The organism is Coraliomargarita sinensis, from assembly GCF_003185655.1.
GTDB lineage: Bacteria > Verrucomicrobiota > Verrucomicrobiia > Opitutales > Coraliomargaritaceae > Coraliomargarita_B > Coraliomargarita_B sinensis.
This window is the reverse complement of the sequence record NZ_QHJQ01000005.1, coordinates 136585-155550: the sequence shown is the minus strand read 5'-3', so window position 1 is coordinate 155550 and position 18966 is coordinate 136585. Positions and strand designations below refer to the sequence as shown.

Genomic DNA, 18966 nt, shown 5'->3' with positions numbered 1-18966 from the left:
AGCAAGACGATCACTCGCCCTTGTATAGGCTATCAGCTTTAATGATCAGATTCTCAGGCGTGGAATTTTGGGCCACTTTACCGGCAACGACAACATGACTGAGCCCCTCAAGTCCGGCAAAGCCACTCATACTGACCGGCAGAATCTGGCCCTCCCCGTCGACAAACTGCACGCTGACACGGGCCCCTTTGAGCGCGTCCTGGTCTTCACAGCAGGCATCCCAGGGCGTTGGGCAATGGTCGTCTCCCATTTCATCGCAAAAGAGGATATCCGTATCTGCCAGAACAAAACCGGCATACCCCTCCAGAAATGGATTTCCCACTCCGCCGATTTGTCCGAAGACAACCGCTTCATCGCCGGGCTCAAGCTGCTGGCGTGCTGTCTTAACCGCGATCGCAGCAGAAGGCTTCGTATCCAGCAACCGGATACCATCCAGAGGACTACCTGCCTGCGTATCGGCCGCCGCGGGGCTCTCAGCATTTTTTTCGCCGCATGCGGAAAGTAATAATAACGAAACCACTGAGATCAGAGTTAGCATGATCCGGGAGCATCCAGTTGTTGTGTTTTTCATATGATTGGCGTGTTTGTGTTATGATCGTAAAGAAGCGGGCAAAGATACGCCCAGGCAACGTACCGCTGGCGGAATCGAACCTATAAGCCCAAGCAGCAGGCCGGTCAAGAGACCTGCCAGAACCACACCGGGAGTCAGTTGTAAAAAGAAGGTACCGATGGAAAAATAGACGGTCTGTCCTTCCAGAAGCCAGACCGCGGCGAATGCAGCCACCATGGTACCGCTTAAAGTAGCCAGCAGGCTTTCCTGGACAAGTGAAATAAAGACAGCCGTACGGGTGTAACCGATTGCCTGTAGGGTACCCAACTCCCGTATGCGGGAAGCAAAAGCGGCGTAGAGCATATTAAATCCGCCAAAAACGGCACCGGCCGCAATCAGTCCGGCAGTCAGCCAGGTCATGGCACGAATCGGCCCGAAAAAAGCGGATACCTTTTCGTAATAGGCGGACTCGCGTATGGCGGACAGTTCCAAGTCAAGGCGCTGCTTGGCGAACAGGTCGGCCGATTTAAAGGCGGATTCACCGTCGAGCCTTACAATGACACAAGAGATGCTTTCGCGCTGGGTCAGAGTCATTAAATCGACGCGGTCCATCCACACCTCCGACTCCATTACTGTGCCGGGCGCTTCAAAGATCCCGACGATCTCAAATGCCTGTCCTTCAAACCGAAGCTCCTGACCGATTGCCAGTTCTGTAGCCTCCACACCAATCACGTGATGAGCCAAGCGCCCCACGATGACTTCACCCGATCCGGGAAAGCGACCTTCAAGCAGGCGTACTTTCTCATGCACCGTGAAAGCCGAAGCGGTGATGCCCCGGAGTAATGCCTGCGCCGGGTCTTCGCCGGGCACGGAGAGCTGCCCCATGAAATGGACCTCCCCCGAAATTGCGGGGATATCGAGACGGCGGCTGATACCATTGATCCCTGCCGCTGCCAGAGTCTCCGTCTGCACTGCGATCTCACTGCGCTCGACGCTTTCTTCCGAGCCGGCACCGAGTAGGATGACGTTGTCGTCAGAACCGCTTGCGCTGAGCACCTCATCCATCCCCTGGTTGAAGCTGCCGGCAGCAAAGACCAGAAAGACCACCAAGCAGGAGCCCCCGACTTTTTGGGCAAATCGCGCCGGGTCCCGCAGTAAATTGCGAATGGCATAAGCAAACGGAAGTAGTTTTGGAATTCTCATTAGAGGAAATGAATCAATGGACTCATCGTAAGGAAGTGACCAAAGGTCGGGTTGCAGCCAGAATCGCGGGCCAGACCGAGGCAACCAGCCCGAGCAGGCAGGCAATCAGGAGACCGGATGCAGTCACGCTCCAGCTGCTGTTCAGGGCAAGCGTCAGCCCCTCGTTACCGACGGTATAACTCTTAAAATAAAAAAAGAGCGAAGCGCTGAAACTGCCGAGCGCTCCACCGACAAGGCCGAGCAGGGCCCCCTCTCCCACCATGATCAGACCGACTGAAAGACGGTGAAAACCGATCGTCTGAAAAATCGCACTTTCCTGAATGCGACCACGTGCCGCAAGGAGCAGCGCGTTGGCTACCAGGCCCAGTACGGCAAGCACCGCACCCAGCCCGATCCAGCGTGTGAAACTGATCATCTCGATCATGTCCTTTGCGGTCTGGGCGAAAAAAGCCTGCTCCGGACGAGTCGTGGTGGGCGCTGAGTCGGACTTGAAAAGCGCGTCGATTTCGTTGGCCACCGGTTCCAGCAAGTCGGCGCTGGCGACCCGTACGTTAAACTGCGTCACGACGCCTAGTCCGACCCGTGAGGCTTGCTGCAGGAAGTTGAGATGGACGTAGGCCACGTTATTGTCCTGTGCCAGAGGCGAACGGGCAATCCCTGCCACGTAGACACGCACACCGACCGCCTCAAAAGTGTCCCCCGGACTGAGACCACGTCGGCGGGCAAAGTTTTCACCCACCAGTGCGGCATCGCTCCGGCTGGTCCAGTCCTCATAGGACCCCTCAAGGATCTCTAGATCCGGATTGTAGCTCTGTAAGGTTTCCGGAGGCACCCCGCGGAAGGCGATCACATCCAAACTGGCACCACAGTTGTTGACGGAGATCTGAATGGGGATGGCTTCCTCAACCCCGTCGATGCGGTTGATTTCCGCCAAGTAGTATTCGGGCAGACGTGACGTCATGGGGCAAAAACGATTTTCCCGGTAGACAACCAATGTATTTTTATCCGCACCACCCTCGACGACGGTTTTAAGTGAATGCTGCATCGTTTGCACTGCGGTGTAGAGGAACATACCCGAAGCCACGCCAACAATGGTCAGAACACTGCGCACTCGGTGCCGGGCGATCTGCTTCCAGGATAATCCTGCCAGGTGACGAAGTCTCATATCTCTCCCCCTGCGCTAGACGCATCCATTCCGATCAAGCCTGAGTCCACAAGCTGCCCCTTCTCCAGATGCAAGGTGCGGTGGGCGGCATCGGCTGCCTTGGAGTCGTGCGTGACCATGACGATCGTTTTGCCCATTTCGCCGGAGAGGCGTTGAAGCAGGTCCAGAATCTGCTTGGCTGATTCACGATCAAGATCACCGGTCGGTTCGTCCGCCACCAGTAACTCGGGATCGGCGACGATGGCACGGGCAATGGCCACACGTTGCTCCTGTCCGCCAGACAACTCACTGGGTCGGTGATCGGCACGTCCCGACAGCCCGACCAGATCGAGGGCCGCTTCAATCTTTTCCTTGCGATCTTTACGACTCAGTTCCTTTTCCAGAAGCAGAGGCAACTCGATGTTTTCATATGCCGTCAGAATCGGCACAAGGTGATAAAGCTGAAAGATGTAGCCGCAATGACGGGACCGCCATTCCGTGAGTTTACCACGCGACATTTTGCCGAGTTCACGACCACCGATGGTGAGCGAACCGGTCGTGGGCGAATCGATCCCAGCGATCAAATTCAACAAAGTGGTCTTGCCGGAACCGGAAGGCCCCATCAGGGCGAGAAATTCACCGCGCGGCACATCCAGATCCAGAGCCTCCAGCGGAGTCACCGTGGTCTCACCTTTTTTGTAGGTTTTGGACAACCCACGGCATTGGATAAAAACTTCGTTCGTCATAATTAAAAATTTCGTTTGGTTCTGAACTGCTCATGAACGCTGATTCACGCCTATCTGGCTGTCATTATCACTCTGCGGCTTCCTCATTCGATGTTCGATGTTGGACGTTCAATGTTCGATGTTCTCCCGCGCTCAGCGGGACACGTTCTTCACTCGTTCGCCTGCTTGCAGATCGCCCGGAGGATTATCGACGATCCAGTCGCCCGGGCGCAGGCCTTCGAGAACGCGCAAATGCCCCTCGCGCCGCGTATCGCCTAAACGCAGATCGCGCCACTCGATTCGCTCGCCGGAAGTGTCGAGAGCCCAGACTCCCTTCTTTGACCCGGAATCAACCAGTGCCGACCCGAGGACATACAACGCAACCCGTCCGGAGTTAGCGGTGGCACCTTGGGCGGCCTTTGCGCCCGACGCTTCAGGCACGGGTAAAAACTCAGCCCGACAAAGCATCTCCGGGCGTAGCTTGTCGGCCGGATTGAGAATCTCGACCTTGGCCTGCAGGGTATTACGCTGAATATCAGCTTCTCCGTCGATACGGGTAACTCGCCCTTCAAAGACACGGTCCGGAAGGAGTGTCGATCGCAACCGCACCGGTTGACCGATAACGAGCTGGGCGGCTTCTTCCAGGGGCACGTCAATTCTCGCCTGCAAATGCTCCGGTTGATAAAGTGTGGCAATCGTCCCGGATTCCGGGTCGTCCATCGCCAGAATACGCTTCTTACCGGGAGCGGCGTAGAGCTTTTGAATGCGCCCATCCACCGGACTGGCAATACGTGTCCGCTCTAGAGCGAGCTTCCGGCGCCCGACTTCTGCTTCAGCACGCGCGAGATTAGCTCTGGCGAGATCGACCGCCGCCTGGCTCTGGCTGAGTTGCGCTTCCGCTTCGCTCACTTTGGCCCGACTGGCTTCGACCACTGCCACTTGAGACTCCACCCGAAGGGCTGCTTGCCGGATCTGGCTCTCCCGGAAGACCTCTTTTCCTGCCTTGGCCAGGCGGTCGGATTCGTCGGTCAGTTCGTTCAGCCGTGCTTCGGCAGCAGTGACTTCACGGCGCTTCGATACAATAAACGCACGACTGGCTTCCAAATCAGCACGACTGCTGGCCAAGGACGCCTCGGCCTCAGCCAATTGCGCCTCTGCAGTCTTGAGATCAAGACGGGCGTCATCATCCACCAGAGTCGCAAGGTGCTGCCCCTTGCTCACTTTTTGTCCTTCTAGCACGTGAACTGCTTCGACGACGCCACTGTAAAGAGCCGTTGCCCGTAGCATCAACGGATCCGGTTCAACCCACCCGGAAGCTTGAAACAGCGTGGGGCCATCGAAAGACAAAACCTCCGCTGGTGCGTCCGCCGCGTTCTCGGCCACATCAGCACTAGCGGTTAGCTGCGCACGCGCGGTCACCACTTTGACAAGGTTGACGTCACGGCCGCTTTCAAAACGATCACCGAACAACCACCATGCCAGCAAAACAAAGGCAGCGATCAGCAGCCAGGGCAATAACTTGGCCATCGACGGAACCGGGAATTTTTTCTTGGGCGGCTCACGGTCGGCATTCGGTGTTTTATCCGTTCCGGAGCGCCTGAGTGCATTTAAACTTTCAGACATATTGATTGATCTAAATTACCGGGGCGAGAGAAAGCCCCATCGAACCTCTGCGACACCCTCAGGGGGAATCGCACCTTCAGCGTTCGGTATTTCAGATCAACCAAGACTGCCGCATACTAAGCTTCCGGTTAAGCCCGCTTGGCGAAGGCTCACACTTGGCTGGATAAATCCGGGTGGGCGGGAATTGCTCCCGCGGTGCATATGCGATGAGTCCTTCCAGTAAAGCCGGTTGCAACACTCGAGGACTGGTCGGTGCTACAATTGACGGCTCCGCCACGTGAGGCGTATCATCCGTTTGATTATAGCAGCAGTGGTATTGAGTCGTCTCACAGCATGAAATGTTTTTCAGCGAAGGTGAGCTGTCACCACCATGAACACAGATACAGTGCGACATGACTGCCGATGCAAATGGTGCCAGCAACAGCAGACATGCATAAAATATAACTGTTAGTTTCTGTGGCACGGTCCTTAACAAAGAAGAGATTCACAAGAATATCAACCATCAACACAAATCTCCGAACTGAGAAATGTTCAAATAATAGCACTGTGACAACAACCATATATCTAAGTCGGGGCTGCCCCCCAAGCCCATCGACACCGATTTATGTTAATATTTAATCAAAACACCTGCCTGCAAGCCGTCTTCTTTGCTTTCTAACCTCCCCCGCACATCCTCGCTCAGAATCTAGTGCCATGCGAAAGGAGCAAAATACTCATTCAGAGCGCAGTCAGGCTTTGCTTGTCCTGTTCCTTGGCGTGCTCACCTGCATGCTGACGCTGGCCCTGTTTGCTTCTCTCGACCGAATCCTGAGCTCAAAGCTTCCCGCCAATTCAGTTTCCGGCCCGCTGCAAATTCTGGAATCGACCGATCGAAACCTGGCGGGGGCGACTCTGGAGGAATCGACACGTGGCTACCGTTTTCCTGCAGGACGGCATCGCTTTCGGATTGATCCCGACAAACCTGAAACGATGGCGGTGCTTTCATTCGAACGGACCGACCTGGCTGCAGTCCGCCTGATCCGGGTCGACCGGGATGGTTTGGAACATAGCCATACCATCAAGCGTTCGACCCCGCTGAAAGATCGTCCCTTTGGGGCTCGCAACCCCGTCTTCGATTTAAGCTTAAACCAGCCAGTCGGAAGCTCGATCATCTTCGAGGTCGTAACCGACTACGAGGTTCACCTGAACATTACGGGATGGGCCAGCATACAGGATTTCGCTAAAGTACAAATTGCCCACAACCGAATTACCGGATTTTATTTTGGCGCAACCATATCCCTGCTGCTCCTCAGCATTCTGGTTTTTCTCAGCACTCATCGCAAGGCCTACCTATACTACGCGATCTTCCTGGGCTTCCATGCGCTTACAATCCTTGGCCACGAAGGGATCTACGCAGGAACCGCCTTGGGTAAACTCACCTGGATCCATCCGCTCTTCTTGATCGCGATCCCACTCACGGTCATCTTCGCACTGAAATTCCTTGAGAGTTTTTTGCAGCTGCGTGAGCAGCATCCGCGTATTCAAAAATTACTCGGGCCCTTTCGTTACAGCTTTTATCCGCTCGTTTTTATTCAACTCTGTTTGCTGCCTTGGCCTGAGTATTCGCTCACACTCGTCACCGTTCAAAATCTAATGGTTCTGGCCGGTGCGGCGATCTACCCCGTCGTTTCCGGTATTGTCGCTGTCAATGGCAAGCGGGAACATCAATTAATTTACGTGGCTTTTATCCCACATTTTTTAGCTGTCGCCCTCTATGTGACTCAGGTTCTCGGATGGTCACAAGCCGACCCCCTCTTCTACTACAAGTTGCTGTCATCCACCTTTATTGAAATGCTACTCATCGCCGTCGCTCTCGGCTTTTTGATGCAGAGCCTTCGACGCGACAAAGAAGACGCGGAAGCGGCCTATCGGGAAAAACTGACAACCGATGTCGAAGAGCGCACGGCCGAGTTGGCACGATCAGATGAAGAGAAAAAACGAATACTTGAAATCATCTCTCACGACCTTCGAGCCCCTCTTTACAGCATCAATGCCTACTCCAACATGATTATTGACGATGGAGATGCCGGTGAAGAGGTCGACTATCGTCAGACACTAATCGATCTTTCGCAGGCCAGCCGCTCGCTGTACGATTTGCTGGAAAACTTACTGAACTGGGCCAAAGGCAGCTGGGAAAGCATGCAACCAAAATTGGAGAGCCTGGAGGTAAAGGAAACCGTCGAAGATTGCCTCCAGTTATACCAACCTCGAATACAAGAAAAGGGTATTAGCGTCTCCACGCAGTACGTATTCAAAAAGCCTATTTTTGCGGATCTGAGAATGCTGCAAACGCTCCTGAGAAACGTATTTTCGAATGCATTAAAACATTCCGAGGAAAACGGCTTTATGGATGTGAATGTGCACCCTCTTTCGGATGGAAAAGTTGAATTTCAAATCAAGAACGGGCCCCAGAAAATTCCCGATGAAATCGCGGACGAGGTGAACCAAGCCGCATCTGCCAAAGATTTGAGTTTTTCCAGAGGCCTCGGCCTGAGGCTCTGCAAGGCGATGTCAGAGCGCAATACGTGGCGCTTCAGCATCAGGCCGGTCAGTGACGGAACGCTTGTCCGTTTTGAGATACCCGCCTCTACGGACTAACAAGATTTTCGCTCTGACGAAGGCTGGTTCAGGACCGTAACGTGGTTCCGAAGAAGCCACTGAAACGTCCTTCAATAAGCCCGCCTTATTGTCTCCGTTACCCCGTCTCAAAACTGCGGCCCGTTGCGCCTTTAGTCGTGTCATTTTATGATAAGACCTACAACTTAACACTAGGTATAGTGACCGATCAAACCCCAAGACACAACATCTAGTAACACCAACATCCATTGTCTATGAAGAACCACGACCATAAAACTGCTGCTACTTCGAAAAACGGCTCCAATCAGGATCATGTTCATGCGCTCAGTATCGACCGCACCTTTTCCTCCGAAACGGTCCACCCCTACGACGAAATGACCTGGAGCTACCGAACCGCCGAAATCACCGACGACAAGGGAAAGGTGATCTTCAAACAGGAAAATATCGAAGTTCCGGAGGCATTTTCCGACCTCGCCACAAAGATTCTCGCTTCGAAATATTTTTACGGTGACATCGAGTGCGGCACCAACCCCAAGGAAGGTGGCCGCGAGTCTTCCTTCAAGCAAGTGGTCGACCGGGTCGCCACGACAATCTCCGACTGGGGCCTCGAGGACGGATACTTCGTCGACGAGTCTCAGGCGAGAGTTTTTAACGAGGAACTCACCTGGCTGCTAAGCAACCAATATGGTGCCTTTAATTCGCCGGTCTGGTTCAATCTCGGACTCTACCAGAAATACGGCGTGGGCAAGGATTCCTGCAAGGGCAACTACTACTGGGATCAGAAGCACGACGTGGTCATGCGGGCCAACAGTCAATACGAGTACCCACAATGCTCGGCCTGTTTCATCCAGCATGTAGATGACAATATGGATGCCATCATGGACCTGGCCAAGGCCGAGGCCATGCTCTTCAAATTCGGCTCGGGATCCGGCACCGACCTGTCCAGTATCCGCTCCACCCGCGAGAAACTTTCGGGCGGCGGCAAGCCTTCCGGCCCCCTGTCCTTCCTTGCAGTTTACGATGCCGTGGCTGGCGTGGTCAAAAGCGGGGGCAAGACCCGCCGTGCCGCCAAGATGAATGTGCTCAAGGACTGGCACCCGGACATCGAAGAGTTCATTCATGCCAAGCAGATCGAGGAGCGCAAGGCCTGGGCCCTGATTGAAGAGGGCTATGACCCCTCCTTTAACGGTGACGCTTACGGCTCGATCAAATACCAGAACGAGAATCTCTCCGTCCGCGCCTCCGACGAGTTCATGCAGGCCGCCATCGACGGCAGCAAGTTCTACACCCGCCGGGTCACCGACGGTCAGCCCTGCGAGGAGAAAGACGCTTCCCACCTACTTGATAAGATCGCCGAAGGCACCCACATCTGCGGTGATCCGGGCATGCAGTTCGATGACACCATTCACAAGTGGCACACTTGCAAAGGCTCCGGCCGTCAGAACTGCACCAACCCCTGCAGCGAATACCTCTTCCTCGACAACTCGGCCTGCAACCTGGCTTCGCTCAACCTGATGAAGTTCCGCACGCCGGACGGACTCGACGCGGAACGTTTCGCCGCAGCCGCGAAAATCTTCATCATCGCCCAGGAGATTATCGTCGACCGCTCCTCCTATCCGACCGAAGGCATTACCTACAACAGTCACTGGTTCCGCACCCTCGGACTCGGCTACGCCAACCTCGGCGCACTCCTCATGTCCTACGGCTACGCCTACGCCTCCGACGAAGGGCTCGGCCTGGCCAAAGCCATCACCGCTGCCATGACCGGGGTGGCCTATAAGACCTCCGCCGAGCTCGCCGCCCTCAAGGGCCCCTTCGCCGGCTACCACGAAGCCGCCCACTACGGTGTGCCCCATCCGCCGGAAAAGGACAATGTCAGTTCCATGCTCAAGGTCATCGAACTGCACAAAAGCCACGCCGAAGCCCTGGACCACAATTCACCCAAGCCCCTCGCTGAATTTGCGGTTAAAGCCTGGAAGGAAGCGGCCGACCTTGGCAAGCGCTACGGCTACCGCAACGCCCAGGTCACCGTGCTCGCGCCCACCGGGACCATCGGCTTCCTGATGGATTGCGACACGACCGGCGTGGAGCCAGCCATCGGCCTGGTCGCCTACAAGACCCTCGCCGGTGGCGGGGTCATGACCCTGCCCATCAAGTCCATCCCCCTCGCCTTGGAGACCATGGGCTATGACCGGGATACAATTGAACAAGTTTGCGCCCACGTAAAGGAATACGGCACCGTGGAAAATATCGAATTATCCGGAAAATCGATACAGTCAGGTTTAAAGGAGCAACATATCCCCGTCTTCGATTCCGCCTTCCGCTCCGGGATGGGGAAGCGCTACCTCCCCTACACCGCACACATCGATATGATGAGCGCCGTCCAGCCCTTCCTTTCCGGCGCGATCTCCAAAACCGTGAACATGCCCCAGGAAGCCACCGTCAAGGAGATCCGCGAGACTTACATCCACGCCTGGAAGAAAGGAATCAAGGGCATCGCCATCTACCGCGACGGCTCCAAGCGCTCCGCCCCGGTCAAAACGCAAAAAGAAAAGGAAGAAGCCCAAAAACCAGAGGTGCAGGTCGTGACCGAGCCCTACCGCCGCAAGTTGCCCGACACCCGCGAATCACTCACCCACAAGTTCTCCATCGGCGGCTCTGAGGGCTACATCACCATTGGCAAATATGACGACGGCCAGCCGGGCGAGGTCTTTATCCAGATGTCCAAGGCCGGCTCCACCATCAACGGCCTGATGGACTGCGTCGGCACCCTCGTCTCCCTCTGCCTCCAATATGGCGTGCCGCTCGAAACCCTGGTCAAGAAGTTCAGCCACGTCCGCTTCGAACCGGAAGGCATGACCAAGAACCCGCACATCCCCTTCGCCAAGTCAGTCATCGACTACGTGGCCCGCCAGCTCGGCATGGAGTTCATTCCCGGCTATAAGGAGAAAATGTCGCCCGCGATCCAAGAGGACGACTCCTTCGAAGACCGCAACCCCAACGCCACCACTATCGAACGCGAAGCGCCGAAGGTGGATAAAGCGCAGCTCGAGTTTCTGACGCAGTCCGAAGGGAACTTAACCTGCCCGGAGTGCGGCAGCGGCAAAGTAAAAGTCACCGGCACCTGCGCCTGCTGTTTGAATTGCGGAACAAGTCTAGGATGTAGCTAAATGAACATCCAACGCTGTTCCGAGCGCAGCGACAAGACTGGACGTTCTCCCCCCCCCTCTACTTTTCCCCGTAAGGCGCCACCTCTTCTTCCACCAGAAGAGCGGCTTCCTTAAGATGCCACAAATCATAGTCCTGCTGCAGCCCGAGCCAAAATTCGGGCGAGTTCCCAAAGTAGCGGGCTAGTCGCAAAGCCGTATCCGCAGTCACCGCACGCCGTCCCTTGATGATCGCCGTCACCCGGCTGTGCGGGATTTTCGTATCCACCGCCAGTCGATACTGCGTGATGCCCAACTCTTCAAGGAAATCGGTTTTCAAAATCTCCCCGGGGTGCGGGAAGTGTAAATCTGTAGATGCGTCGCTCATATGGTTTAATGGTAGTCGGTTATCTCTACGTCTTCAAAAATCCCCCATCGACGCGACTCTCGTCGCATCGCTATAGACTTAAAATCCCCACCTCAGCTCATAAGCGTAAAATTAGGGAGAATAAGCGGTCCCCGGCTCTGCCGGGCAGAAGATGCCGGCCTATCCTAAGCGCGAGGACCTGTTTGCGGAGTATCCCGAACTTGAACCCGAGGATTTGGATCAGGTGCAAGTAGCAGCGGCATCCTGCCACTGAGGACTCATGGTAAGCGACTAGAAGCGCGCGTCTACTCCTCACATCGTCCGTAGTGGGACGCGCCGACTCAGCTCGCTCCGCCGCAAGCCATGAGGCAACGGGTGCAGATATCTTCGCCTGCTTTGAGTTGGCGGATGGCCTGTCGAATCAGTTCGGGATCGCTGAGTCTTTCAGCATGCGGGCTATCCGAGACAGCCTCCGACTCACCCTTTTCCAATTGATCCAAGAGACCACGAAGCACCGCGATGCGGTCCGCATAGACCTGCGCTGGTCCGTTCGGCTCTTCTTTCATCGAGGCAACCTTAGCATCGGGAGGCGTCGAAGAACCGAGCGATGCTTGGATGGCTGCGATCATCTCCGAAGCATCCGGAGCCACCCGGGGCTCGAAGCGCTGTAGAATGGTGCCGTCGCCTCCGATGAGAAACTTGGTGAAATTCCATTTAATTTTCCCGGCAAAGGGGGAAGATGGCCCCGCCAGTCGTTCGTAAAGCGGCGAGCGATTGGTACCGTTCACCTCGATTTTATCGAACATCGGGAAAGTCACACTGAACTTCCTCGAGCAAAATTCCTGAATCTCCTCGTTCGTGCCCGGCTCCTGACCGCCGAACTGGTTGCAAGGGAAGCCGAGCACCACGAGCCCCCGGTCTTTGTATTTTTGGTAAAGCGCCTCCAATCCCCCATATTGCCTCGTCAAACCACACTTGGAAGCTACGTTGACGATGAGTAATGTTTTTCCCTTATATTGAGCAAGCGTCACTTCTTCGCCTTCAATAGTCTTGAGCGTCATCTCGTAGATGGAGTTAGCGGCCACAGCGGCTGCTTGAGCTAGAAGAAGAGCGGTTAGAAAAGTGAAAATCCTCATGGTTGAATAAGTCGTTCCACACCACCCTGTTGTCAAACTTGAAGCAGAAAACGCCAGTCTCTTTTAAGAACCAGGCGATATTCGGGCCTGGATGCAGTATGTTTGGTCATTGACTTCATCGGGCTCAACTTTGGACTGGTGGTACCCATGGCGTTGCCCGACAAAAAAATTAAAGAATTTTTGGAGGCATCGGAGGTGTTCTTGAAACCGGACCTCGGCCCGCAGAATTATGCCGAGCGGGCATACGATTTTATCAACCGGCTCATACCCAACGAGTTTATTGCCTTCGGAACCCTGCACCTGGATGAGGGGCACCTGGAAATCGGAGCGAACCACGTATTGCCCAACTTCGCACAGGCGATGGAGGCGCTGGGGCAACATATGCAGGACTACGCTCTTTATAACTGGGATCCCACAGTTAACCAGGGAAAACCATTTTCCCGTAGTGATTTTTACACTGCGCGCGAGTTTCGCCAAACCGCAGTCTACTCGTTGACCATGCAACCTTTGGGGGTCGACAACCACTGTGCGGTCCACGTCCCCGGAGTCGACGGAGAGGTCTCCTTTTTCGGCATCGAGCGCAAAGGGGCTTCGGACTTCAGTTCCGATGAAAAGATGCTGTTACAGATGTCTCAGTCGCTGCTCTCCAGCGGGCGCAATCTTGCATTGGCCCACAACCGTTCAACAGCCAGAAACGCCAATCCGGCGGCTTTAATGCGCGCAGGCTTAACGGTACGCGAGGCTGACGTACTCACATTGGTTTCCGCAGGACAATCAAACCTGGAAATTTCTGAAACGCTCACCCTTTCGGTCGATACCATCAAAGAATATGTCAGCCGGATCCTGTCAAAAATTGGCGTTTCCAACCGATTGAGTGCGGCCCTGTGGGCGCTACGCGTGACGCACATGGATGCGGCTCGCCCGACGGGCGATCAACTGCCTCGCGCGCTCGTCCCGGTGCGTTCCGCCTAATCCTGGTATAAGCTCCGAATACGCCACCCCACTTTGGTGGGGTATGCGATCTACCCCGTGCGTGTTAAAATGCACCACTTGATGATGAGACACACGCCGGACAAACTAGGACAGTATTCTTCGACAGCAGTTATTTCGTGGGCCTTTAATTGGACGGAGCAGCGTTTTATCACCATTTCAGAAAAGGTGGCCGACATTCTGGACTACCCCGCCGAACGCTGGCATGAAGCTGGTTTCTGGCGGTCGATCATTCATCCTGAAGACCGGGAAGCGGTCATGAAATTTTGCACGGAGCAGACCGAACAAAGGGTCGAGCACGAGTTGTACTACCGCATATATTGTGCCGACGGATCGATTGCCTGGATTCAGCATATTGTCGCATTGAGCGCGACGGATGAAGCCGGACAACTAATTTCACGGGGCGTTTTTATTGATGCGTCCCCGCAGATGGAACGTGAGGCAAACTTGCGTACAGCAAAAGAAGAAGCTGAAGCCGCGGATCGGGCGAAAACAGATTTCCTGGGAATGGTCAGCCATGATTTACGAACGCCACTGAATCCCATACTCGGATTCACCTCGCTGCTGGAGCAAGGTGATCTCAGCGAGGAGCAAAGGGAATATGTTCAGGCAATCCAATCCGGTGCGGAGCGGCAGTTGAACCTAATCGACAAACTGCTCGAGTTTACCAGACTGGAACGAGGGTCCATCTCGGCCGATCACAGAAGTTTTGCGCCAATCCTCATCTGCCAGCAACTGCTCCGAGAAATCGACCAGCTCAACACCGGGAATCAACTCAAATTGCTGCCCTACACGAAAGATGGTTATGGCCCAGTGGATGCGGGGCACATTATCAAGACGGATTTGGGAATGCTTCAGCAAATTTTGAGCAACCTGCTGACAAATGCTGCGAAATATACGGAGCGAGGCAAAATACAGCTTTACCTGGGCAGTAAATACGACCACGAAAAGTGCTGGTTTTATTTTGCGGTTGAAGACACCGGGCTCGGGATACCGGATGATAAGAAAGAAAGTCTCTTCGATGCCTTCAGTCGTGTCGATTCATCTTACTCGAGCGCGCATGAGGGCATGGGGCTGGGACTTTCCATTGTCAAAAGACTGGTCGATTTACTGGGCGGTGAAATCGGTTTTTCCAGCCATTTCGGTCGAGGCTCCCGATTCTACTTTTCGATTCCCAGTCAGGAAGTCGTCACATCCGGTAGTCTCGAAAAGTCGCTTATACAGACAGCTTTTCATCAATCGCAGCAAAAAGTTAACTGATACCCGACCGGCAGAAACATCGCCTTAGATTGAAGATTTTTTCCACACTTGAACCGGGCCGTAGGCTAGTCACCTGGTGCATGGACAACATCGCCCAGAAAAGCTTCCGGTCAAAAATTGAAGCGGGAATTCGGAAATTGGAGGATGCCATGGCATCGACGAAGCAGGACCGCGAAGTATCTTGTACGTCCCAAACTACCGAACGCCTGGCAGGCTGGCTCGTAAGGCTTGATTCAAACCTCCAATTGTCAGTGGCTTGGTCAGAAATGCATTCATCCCAGCCCCCAGACAGGCGTCTCTTTGAGAATCAATTGCGTCCGCCGTCAGGCCCATAATAATTGGCTGATCGAGTTCGGGATGACTTCGGATATGTTGGGTCACCTCAATACCACTCATTCCAGGCAAACGAACATCCATGAGTACGATATCAAAAGAACGTCGTTTCATTGCCACCAAAGCCTTCTCGCCACTTGTGGCCAGTTCATGCTTATGCCCCAGCTTGTCTAAATAGGCTTCAAGCACCTTGGCATTGTCTGGATCATCCTCCACAATCAGAATCGAGAAACCAGTTGCGCTATCATTACCGAAATCCTGCAGACTGGGTATCTCATATGTTTGCGCGGGCTCTTTTGAGCGTTCCACACGAGCGGGAATACTTAAGCAAAATATACTACCGGAGGGAGACGATTCAGATAATTCCAGGGTACCTCCCAATAATGCCGCGATATCACGACTTATGGTAAGCCCAAGTCCGGTACCTTCATGCTGGCGGCAAGTCGACATGTCCGCTTGCTGAAAACGCTCAAAAATCTTCTCCCGATAGGCAAGAGGAACTCCCGGCCCGGTATCCACTACCTCAATAGCGAGCGACTGCGGTTTATCGTCCTCAGCGTCCGACTTTAGCGAACATCGTATTGTCACTCCTCCGGAAGCACTAAACTTCAATGCATTCTGCAGTAAATTCAGTAAAACTTGAGTGATTAACTTTGGGTCCGACTCAACACAGATATCGGCAAAGGCCGCATCGTCACAGTCGAGGAAGAGCCCCTTTCGTTCCGCCTGCACTCGATGAGACCTAACAATCCGGTCGACGAGAGATTTCGGCGCGAACCACTCTTTGACGACCGGAACCCGGCCAGCCTCGATACTTGATAGTTCCAGAATATTCCGAATTAGCCCGTGCAGATGTTTTCCGGAATGATGGACCATATCGAGGAGTTCTCTTTTTTCCGGGTCGGATGTCGCTTCAAGAAGTAATTCGGTCGGCCCGATAATTGAATTCAGCGGCGTGCGTAATTCGTGATTCATGACCGCAAGGAATTCAGTTTTGGCACGGTTCGCAGCCTCTGCCTGTTTTCTGGCAATTTCCAGCTCTTCAACATGAGCACTCAATTCCGCAGTTCGTTGGCGCAACAATTGACGAAAAATCCATATCAGGGACAACGCGATGAGTACGCCTCCCAAAAGCCAGGGACCGACGCGTACCCAAAACAGTGTGAGGGTATTATTGGGAGGGCTTAACCAACGAACAATCGCTTGATGATGAGCCGATCCGGGATCGGCCTTCATGCGAGCCAAATTCATGTCGATTACCGGCAACAATTTTGACGCCGCATCCCGGCTAGCGGCAAAGTGTAAACCTACCGGCTGGAAAACAATTGAGTTTTCACGGACACCAGGAAATTTCCGCGCATACCAACGCCCTGCGGTGTAGTTGACGGTGCCCACGTCAATCAATCCCTCCTGCAAATAAAGAAACAATTCTCGGTAGTTACTAAATGGCACCAGCTCAAATTGAACACCATCATTGCGCGCCTGCCTCTCCAGCTCGGGCACTTGGACCGACCCACGTAACACTCCAAGACGAACGCCTTCGAGATCACCGAATGACACCACCGCCGGTTCACCCTTCCGCGAATAGAACGTCGTCCAGTTGGACAAGGCCACCTGGTCGCTAAATGCCATAAGTTTCGCACGTTCTGGATTGCGCGCCACATCGACTAGCAAGTCGATTTCTCCGCGTTCAATCATCGAGAGCAAATCCGGCCACTCGGCGCGCACCCAATCGACCTCCCAACCCTCTTCGGCTGCGATTGCCCTCACCAGATCCGGGAAGAAGCCTTCCACATTCCCTTCTGGACTGATGAAAATCTTCGGCGGGTTTTGATAGGCACCGACACGAATGATCTTCCCGTTTACCCCGGCGAAAAAAAAGAATGTTAGAAAACAAGCAAAGGCAGCTAACTTGATGCTAATAATGTTCGGTATCAAAAAATGATAACTAAAAACCGGCTTGTCAGGACGGTATTGCGGTAAGGCATCGGACATCAGAATTGGAGTCCCTAACTAATGCCCAATAACTGTTTAAATGCAAGCGTTAGCCGGATGAGCCCCGGACTTCAACAACGCCGAACTTGCGGATTGCAGTATCCATATCTTTTAGCGCAAGTTCTTTGGTTCGAGTACCACCCAGTGCCCTTCCATGTCCACCAGTAATTTTTCAATCGAAGGCGGTGGTCCATTCGTCACGCAGATCAGATACAACTGGAGACCGTACCTGCGAAGCACTTCTTTTAGACTCTCCACTCCAGCCACATTGGGAGGGTCTGCCATATCGGTAATCCAAAGTATGGCCTTAGCCGTGGTGACTGTAGCGAGGGTATCGATTGCGGTAATGGTTTCCGGGGCAACCCCATCAACAATTTGTGGTCGCGGATCAGGCTTTTCGACTCCACATCCATTGACATGGAGCGTCGGGTTTCTCGGAGTTTGCTCCCGAAGCTCGCTGCGTATTGTCGGAAGAAACGGACGCATGCTCGATGAGACATCGACGACCAAAGCCAATGAGTCCGTTGCCACTTCCAACTCAAGAATTTCTCCATAGAAAGAAGGAGCGTCAACCTTTTGCATTTCCTCCGCCAATAAGTCGGTGTTCATACTGAAGCCGAGTATGGCTAACCAGAGCACGCCCCGTATGAGCGCATGACATGTACCTGGCCCAGCCTTTGCAAACGATCGAAGACGCATCATCAGATCAGTATAGTTTTATGAAATGATCACGATCAAGTGCTCAAATTATAGATAACGCAGACTGGCTTGCGGGAAGTCCCCAACCACATTTAAATCCACCGGAATGCAGAATAGTAAGATCCCTCTATCCGCCAAAATCCAGCTCTTTGTAGATCAAGAATACATAAGCAGTTGTCTGCAGAAAAGATACGTTCCCTTGTTTCAATCCCACCGGCACGCTGGGTGACGCCTTTCAATCGTTTCGTTGAAAGCATAGCGGCAAGGAAGCGCCCACAGCGACTGATCGCAGGTGCCCGACTCTTCCAAAAATCGGGGAAGCGGTCCGGCTGTATAGCGATAACCGTTTCATCACGTCCTGTCTCGAAGTCATAGCGCATAAGTGCCGCGCTACTTCCCGCATACCAGAGAGACTGACCGTCCGACGACCAGACCGGGTGGCGTCCGTGACGGGTGAACCGGGAGCAACTGTTCGTCTCGAAATTCCACAGGTGAATGCCATTACCGCCCAGAGCAACTTGCGGCCGACCCGAAGGATCGAAGGATCCGCCATGGGCGGTATCCAATTGATCCGCGCCCAGGCTGGCGATCCGTTCCCCCCGCAAACCGACAAGATAAGCACCCTCGGCCCCGGAAAAGGCCATGGTTCGACGTCGGCGACAAAATGCCAGTGGTTTGTAGGCATCCCGACATAGGGGACGAAACTTAGGATTCGGGTCATCCGGATCGATCACGAAAAGCCGATGCTCAATACACACCTGTCCGTCGATCGGTCGATCGGTTGCCCATATCCCCAATAACTGGCCATTTTTCCCGTCGGCTGATTTTACCCACTCGAGAAACCAGAGAACCCATTGATTCAGCGGCAATTCCTGAACCACGGATACTTCTCCTGACTGCATTGAGAAAGCACGAATCTGACTGAAGTCTTTCATCGAGGAAAAACCGGAGGCGCAGACGTAACGATAGGCTTTTCTACTGACCGGATCATACGCAACCGGACATGCCACCGGACCCACTTGCCCGAAATCATGAATTTCGCGACCATCGCTACCGAGTCGCTTCATCCGCCCCTCATGCTCGACTAAAAGTTCCGGCCCGTCTGTTCTGGGAGCGATTTCAGGAATAGACGATTCGAGCTGAATTTGCGGTGGTGGCATATTTCTAAACCAATGCGCC

At 54.0% G+C, this 18966-nt stretch carries 14 protein-coding genes; 4 read left to right on the top strand and 10 right to left on the bottom strand.

The annotated features are described in order from the left end of the window. Window positions 1–10: 10 nt before the first annotated feature. The 5 genes from DDZ13_RS08625 to DDZ13_RS08605 all read right to left on the bottom strand — a co-directional run bounded on the left by DDZ13_RS08625 (window position 11) and on the right by DDZ13_RS08605 (window position 5245). Window positions 11–571: a hypothetical protein gene (locus DDZ13_RS08625; protein WP_110131041.1), complete on the bottom strand. Its 561-nt coding sequence runs from the start codon at window positions 569–571 to the stop codon at window positions 11–13. 18 nt (window positions 572–589) lie between these two features. Continuing rightward, window positions 590–1753 carry an ABC transporter permease gene (locus DDZ13_RS08620; RefSeq protein WP_110131040.1) on the bottom strand — a complete coding sequence of 388 codons (1164 nt, stop codon included), beginning with the start codon at window positions 1751–1753 and terminating at the stop codon, window positions 590–592. A 22-nt stretch (window positions 1754–1775) separates the two neighbouring features. Further along, complete coding sequence (locus DDZ13_RS08615) at window positions 1776–2918, bottom strand: ABC transporter permease (protein WP_110131039.1); 1143 nt, start codon at window positions 2916–2918, stop codon at window positions 1776–1778. After that, window positions 2915–3643, bottom strand: coding sequence for an ABC transporter ATP-binding protein (locus DDZ13_RS08610; RefSeq protein WP_110131038.1), 729 nt, complete (start codon window positions 3641–3643; stop codon window positions 2915–2917). Before DDZ13_RS08610 ends, DDZ13_RS08615 begins: the two co-directional genes overlap by 4 nt. Window positions 3644–3775: 132 nt before the next feature. After that, a complete protein-coding gene (locus DDZ13_RS08605) occupies window positions 3776–5245 on the bottom strand; it encodes an efflux RND transporter periplasmic adaptor subunit (RefSeq protein ID WP_110131037.1) in 1470 nt (489 codons plus the stop codon). 693 nt (window positions 5246–5938) lie between these two features. On the opposite strand from DDZ13_RS08605, the gene DDZ13_RS08600 reads away from it, so the two are divergent. Together DDZ13_RS08600 and DDZ13_RS08595 are read left to right on the top strand one after the other, a co-directional pair. Further along, a complete protein-coding gene (locus DDZ13_RS08600) occupies window positions 5939–7882 on the top strand; it encodes a sensor histidine kinase (protein WP_110131036.1) in 1944 nt (647 codons plus the stop codon). A 233-nt stretch (window positions 7883–8115) separates the two neighbouring features. Further along, window positions 8116–11031, top strand: coding sequence for a vitamin B12-dependent ribonucleotide reductase (locus DDZ13_RS08595; protein ID WP_110131035.1), 2916 nt, complete (start codon window positions 8116–8118; stop codon window positions 11029–11031). A gap of 58 nt (window positions 11032–11089) precedes the next feature. On the opposite strand, the gene DDZ13_RS08590 is transcribed toward DDZ13_RS08595, so the two are convergent. Together DDZ13_RS08590 and DDZ13_RS15930 are read right to left on the bottom strand one after the other, a co-directional pair. Continuing rightward, the gene (locus DDZ13_RS08590) at window positions 11090–11395 is read right to left on the bottom strand and encodes a HigA family addiction module antitoxin (protein WP_110131034.1); all 306 of its coding nucleotides are present in this window, start codon (window positions 11393–11395) and stop codon (window positions 11090–11092) included. A 320-nt stretch (window positions 11396–11715) separates the two neighbouring features. Further along, window positions 11716–12510, bottom strand: coding sequence for a glutathione peroxidase (locus DDZ13_RS15930; RefSeq protein WP_110131033.1), 795 nt, complete (start codon window positions 12508–12510; stop codon window positions 11716–11718). A gap of 102 nt (window positions 12511–12612) precedes the next feature. On the opposite strand from DDZ13_RS15930, the gene DDZ13_RS08580 reads away from it, so the two are divergent. After that, window positions 12613–13482 carry a helix-turn-helix transcriptional regulator gene (locus DDZ13_RS08580; protein WP_110131032.1) on the top strand — a complete coding sequence of 290 codons (870 nt, stop codon included), beginning with the start codon at window positions 12613–12615 and terminating at the stop codon, window positions 13480–13482. 81 nt (window positions 13483–13563) lie between these two features. Beyond that, window positions 13564–14760, top strand: a complete 1197-nt coding sequence (locus tag DDZ13_RS08575) for a PAS domain-containing sensor histidine kinase (RefSeq protein WP_158279854.1) — start codon at window positions 13564–13566, stop codon at window positions 14758–14760. A 195-nt stretch (window positions 14761–14955) separates the two neighbouring features. Here DDZ13_RS08575 and DDZ13_RS08570 read toward each other — a convergent pair whose 3' ends face one another. The 3 genes from DDZ13_RS08570 to DDZ13_RS08560 all read right to left on the bottom strand — a co-directional run bounded on the left by DDZ13_RS08570 (window position 14956) and on the right by DDZ13_RS08560 (window position 18947). Next, a complete protein-coding gene (locus tag DDZ13_RS08570; protein WP_110131030.1) occupies window positions 14956–17088 on the bottom strand; it encodes a response regulator in 2133 nt (710 codons plus the stop codon). 111 nt (window positions 17089–17199) lie between these two features. Next, complete coding sequence (locus DDZ13_RS08565; protein ID WP_158279853.1) at window positions 17200–17697, bottom strand: hypothetical protein; 498 nt, start codon at window positions 17695–17697, stop codon at window positions 17200–17202. A 182-nt stretch (window positions 17698–17879) separates the two neighbouring features. Continuing rightward, window positions 17880–18947, bottom strand: a complete 1068-nt coding sequence (locus tag DDZ13_RS08560; protein ID WP_146209309.1) for a WD40 repeat domain-containing protein — start codon at window positions 18945–18947, stop codon at window positions 17880–17882. Window positions 18948–18966: the final 19 nt, after the last annotated feature.

What these genes read in the sequence shown, in the direction of transcription:
- DDZ13_RS08625 (WP_110131041.1), bottom strand. Translation starts at nt 571, where the DNA reads ATGAAAAACACAACAACTGGATGCTCCCGGATCATGCTAACTCTGATC.
- DDZ13_RS08620 (WP_110131040.1), bottom strand. Translation starts at nt 1,753, where the DNA reads ATGAGAATTCCAAAACTACTTCCGTTTGCTTATGCCATTCGCAATTTA.
- DDZ13_RS08615 (WP_110131039.1), bottom strand. Translation starts at nt 2,918, where the DNA reads ATGAGACTTCGTCACCTGGCAGGATTATCCTGGAAGCAGATCGCCCGG.
- DDZ13_RS08610 (WP_110131038.1), bottom strand. Translation starts at nt 3,643, where the DNA reads ATGACGAACGAAGTTTTTATCCAATGCCGTGGGTTGTCCAAAACCTAC.
- DDZ13_RS08605 (WP_110131037.1), bottom strand. Translation starts at nt 5,245, where the DNA reads ATGTCTGAAAGTTTAAATGCACTCAGGCGCTCCGGAACGGATAAAACA.
- DDZ13_RS08600 (WP_110131036.1), top strand. Translation starts at nt 5,939, where the DNA reads ATGCGAAAGGAGCAAAATACTCATTCAGAGCGCAGTCAGGCTTTGCTT.
- DDZ13_RS08595 (WP_110131035.1), top strand. Translation starts at nt 8,116, where the DNA reads ATGAAGAACCACGACCATAAAACTGCTGCTACTTCGAAAAACGGCTCC.
- DDZ13_RS08590 (WP_110131034.1), bottom strand. Translation starts at nt 11,395, where the DNA reads ATGAGCGACGCATCTACAGATTTACACTTCCCGCACCCCGGGGAGATT.
- DDZ13_RS15930 (WP_110131033.1), bottom strand. Translation starts at nt 12,510, where the DNA reads ATGAGGATTTTCACTTTTCTAACCGCTCTTCTTCTAGCTCAAGCAGCC.
- DDZ13_RS08575 (WP_158279854.1), top strand. Translation starts at nt 13,564, where the DNA reads ATGATGAGACACACGCCGGACAAACTAGGACAGTATTCTTCGACAGCA.
- DDZ13_RS08570 (WP_110131030.1), bottom strand. Translation starts at nt 17,088, where the DNA reads ATGTCCGATGCCTTACCGCAATACCGTCCTGACAAGCCGGTTTTTAGT.
- DDZ13_RS08565 (WP_158279853.1), bottom strand. Translation starts at nt 17,697, where the DNA reads ATGAACACCGACTTATTGGCGGAGGAAATGCAAAAGGTTGACGCTCCT.
- DDZ13_RS08560 (WP_146209309.1), bottom strand. Translation starts at nt 18,947, where the DNA reads ATGCCACCACCGCAAATTCAGCTCGAATCGTCTATTCCTGAAATCGCT.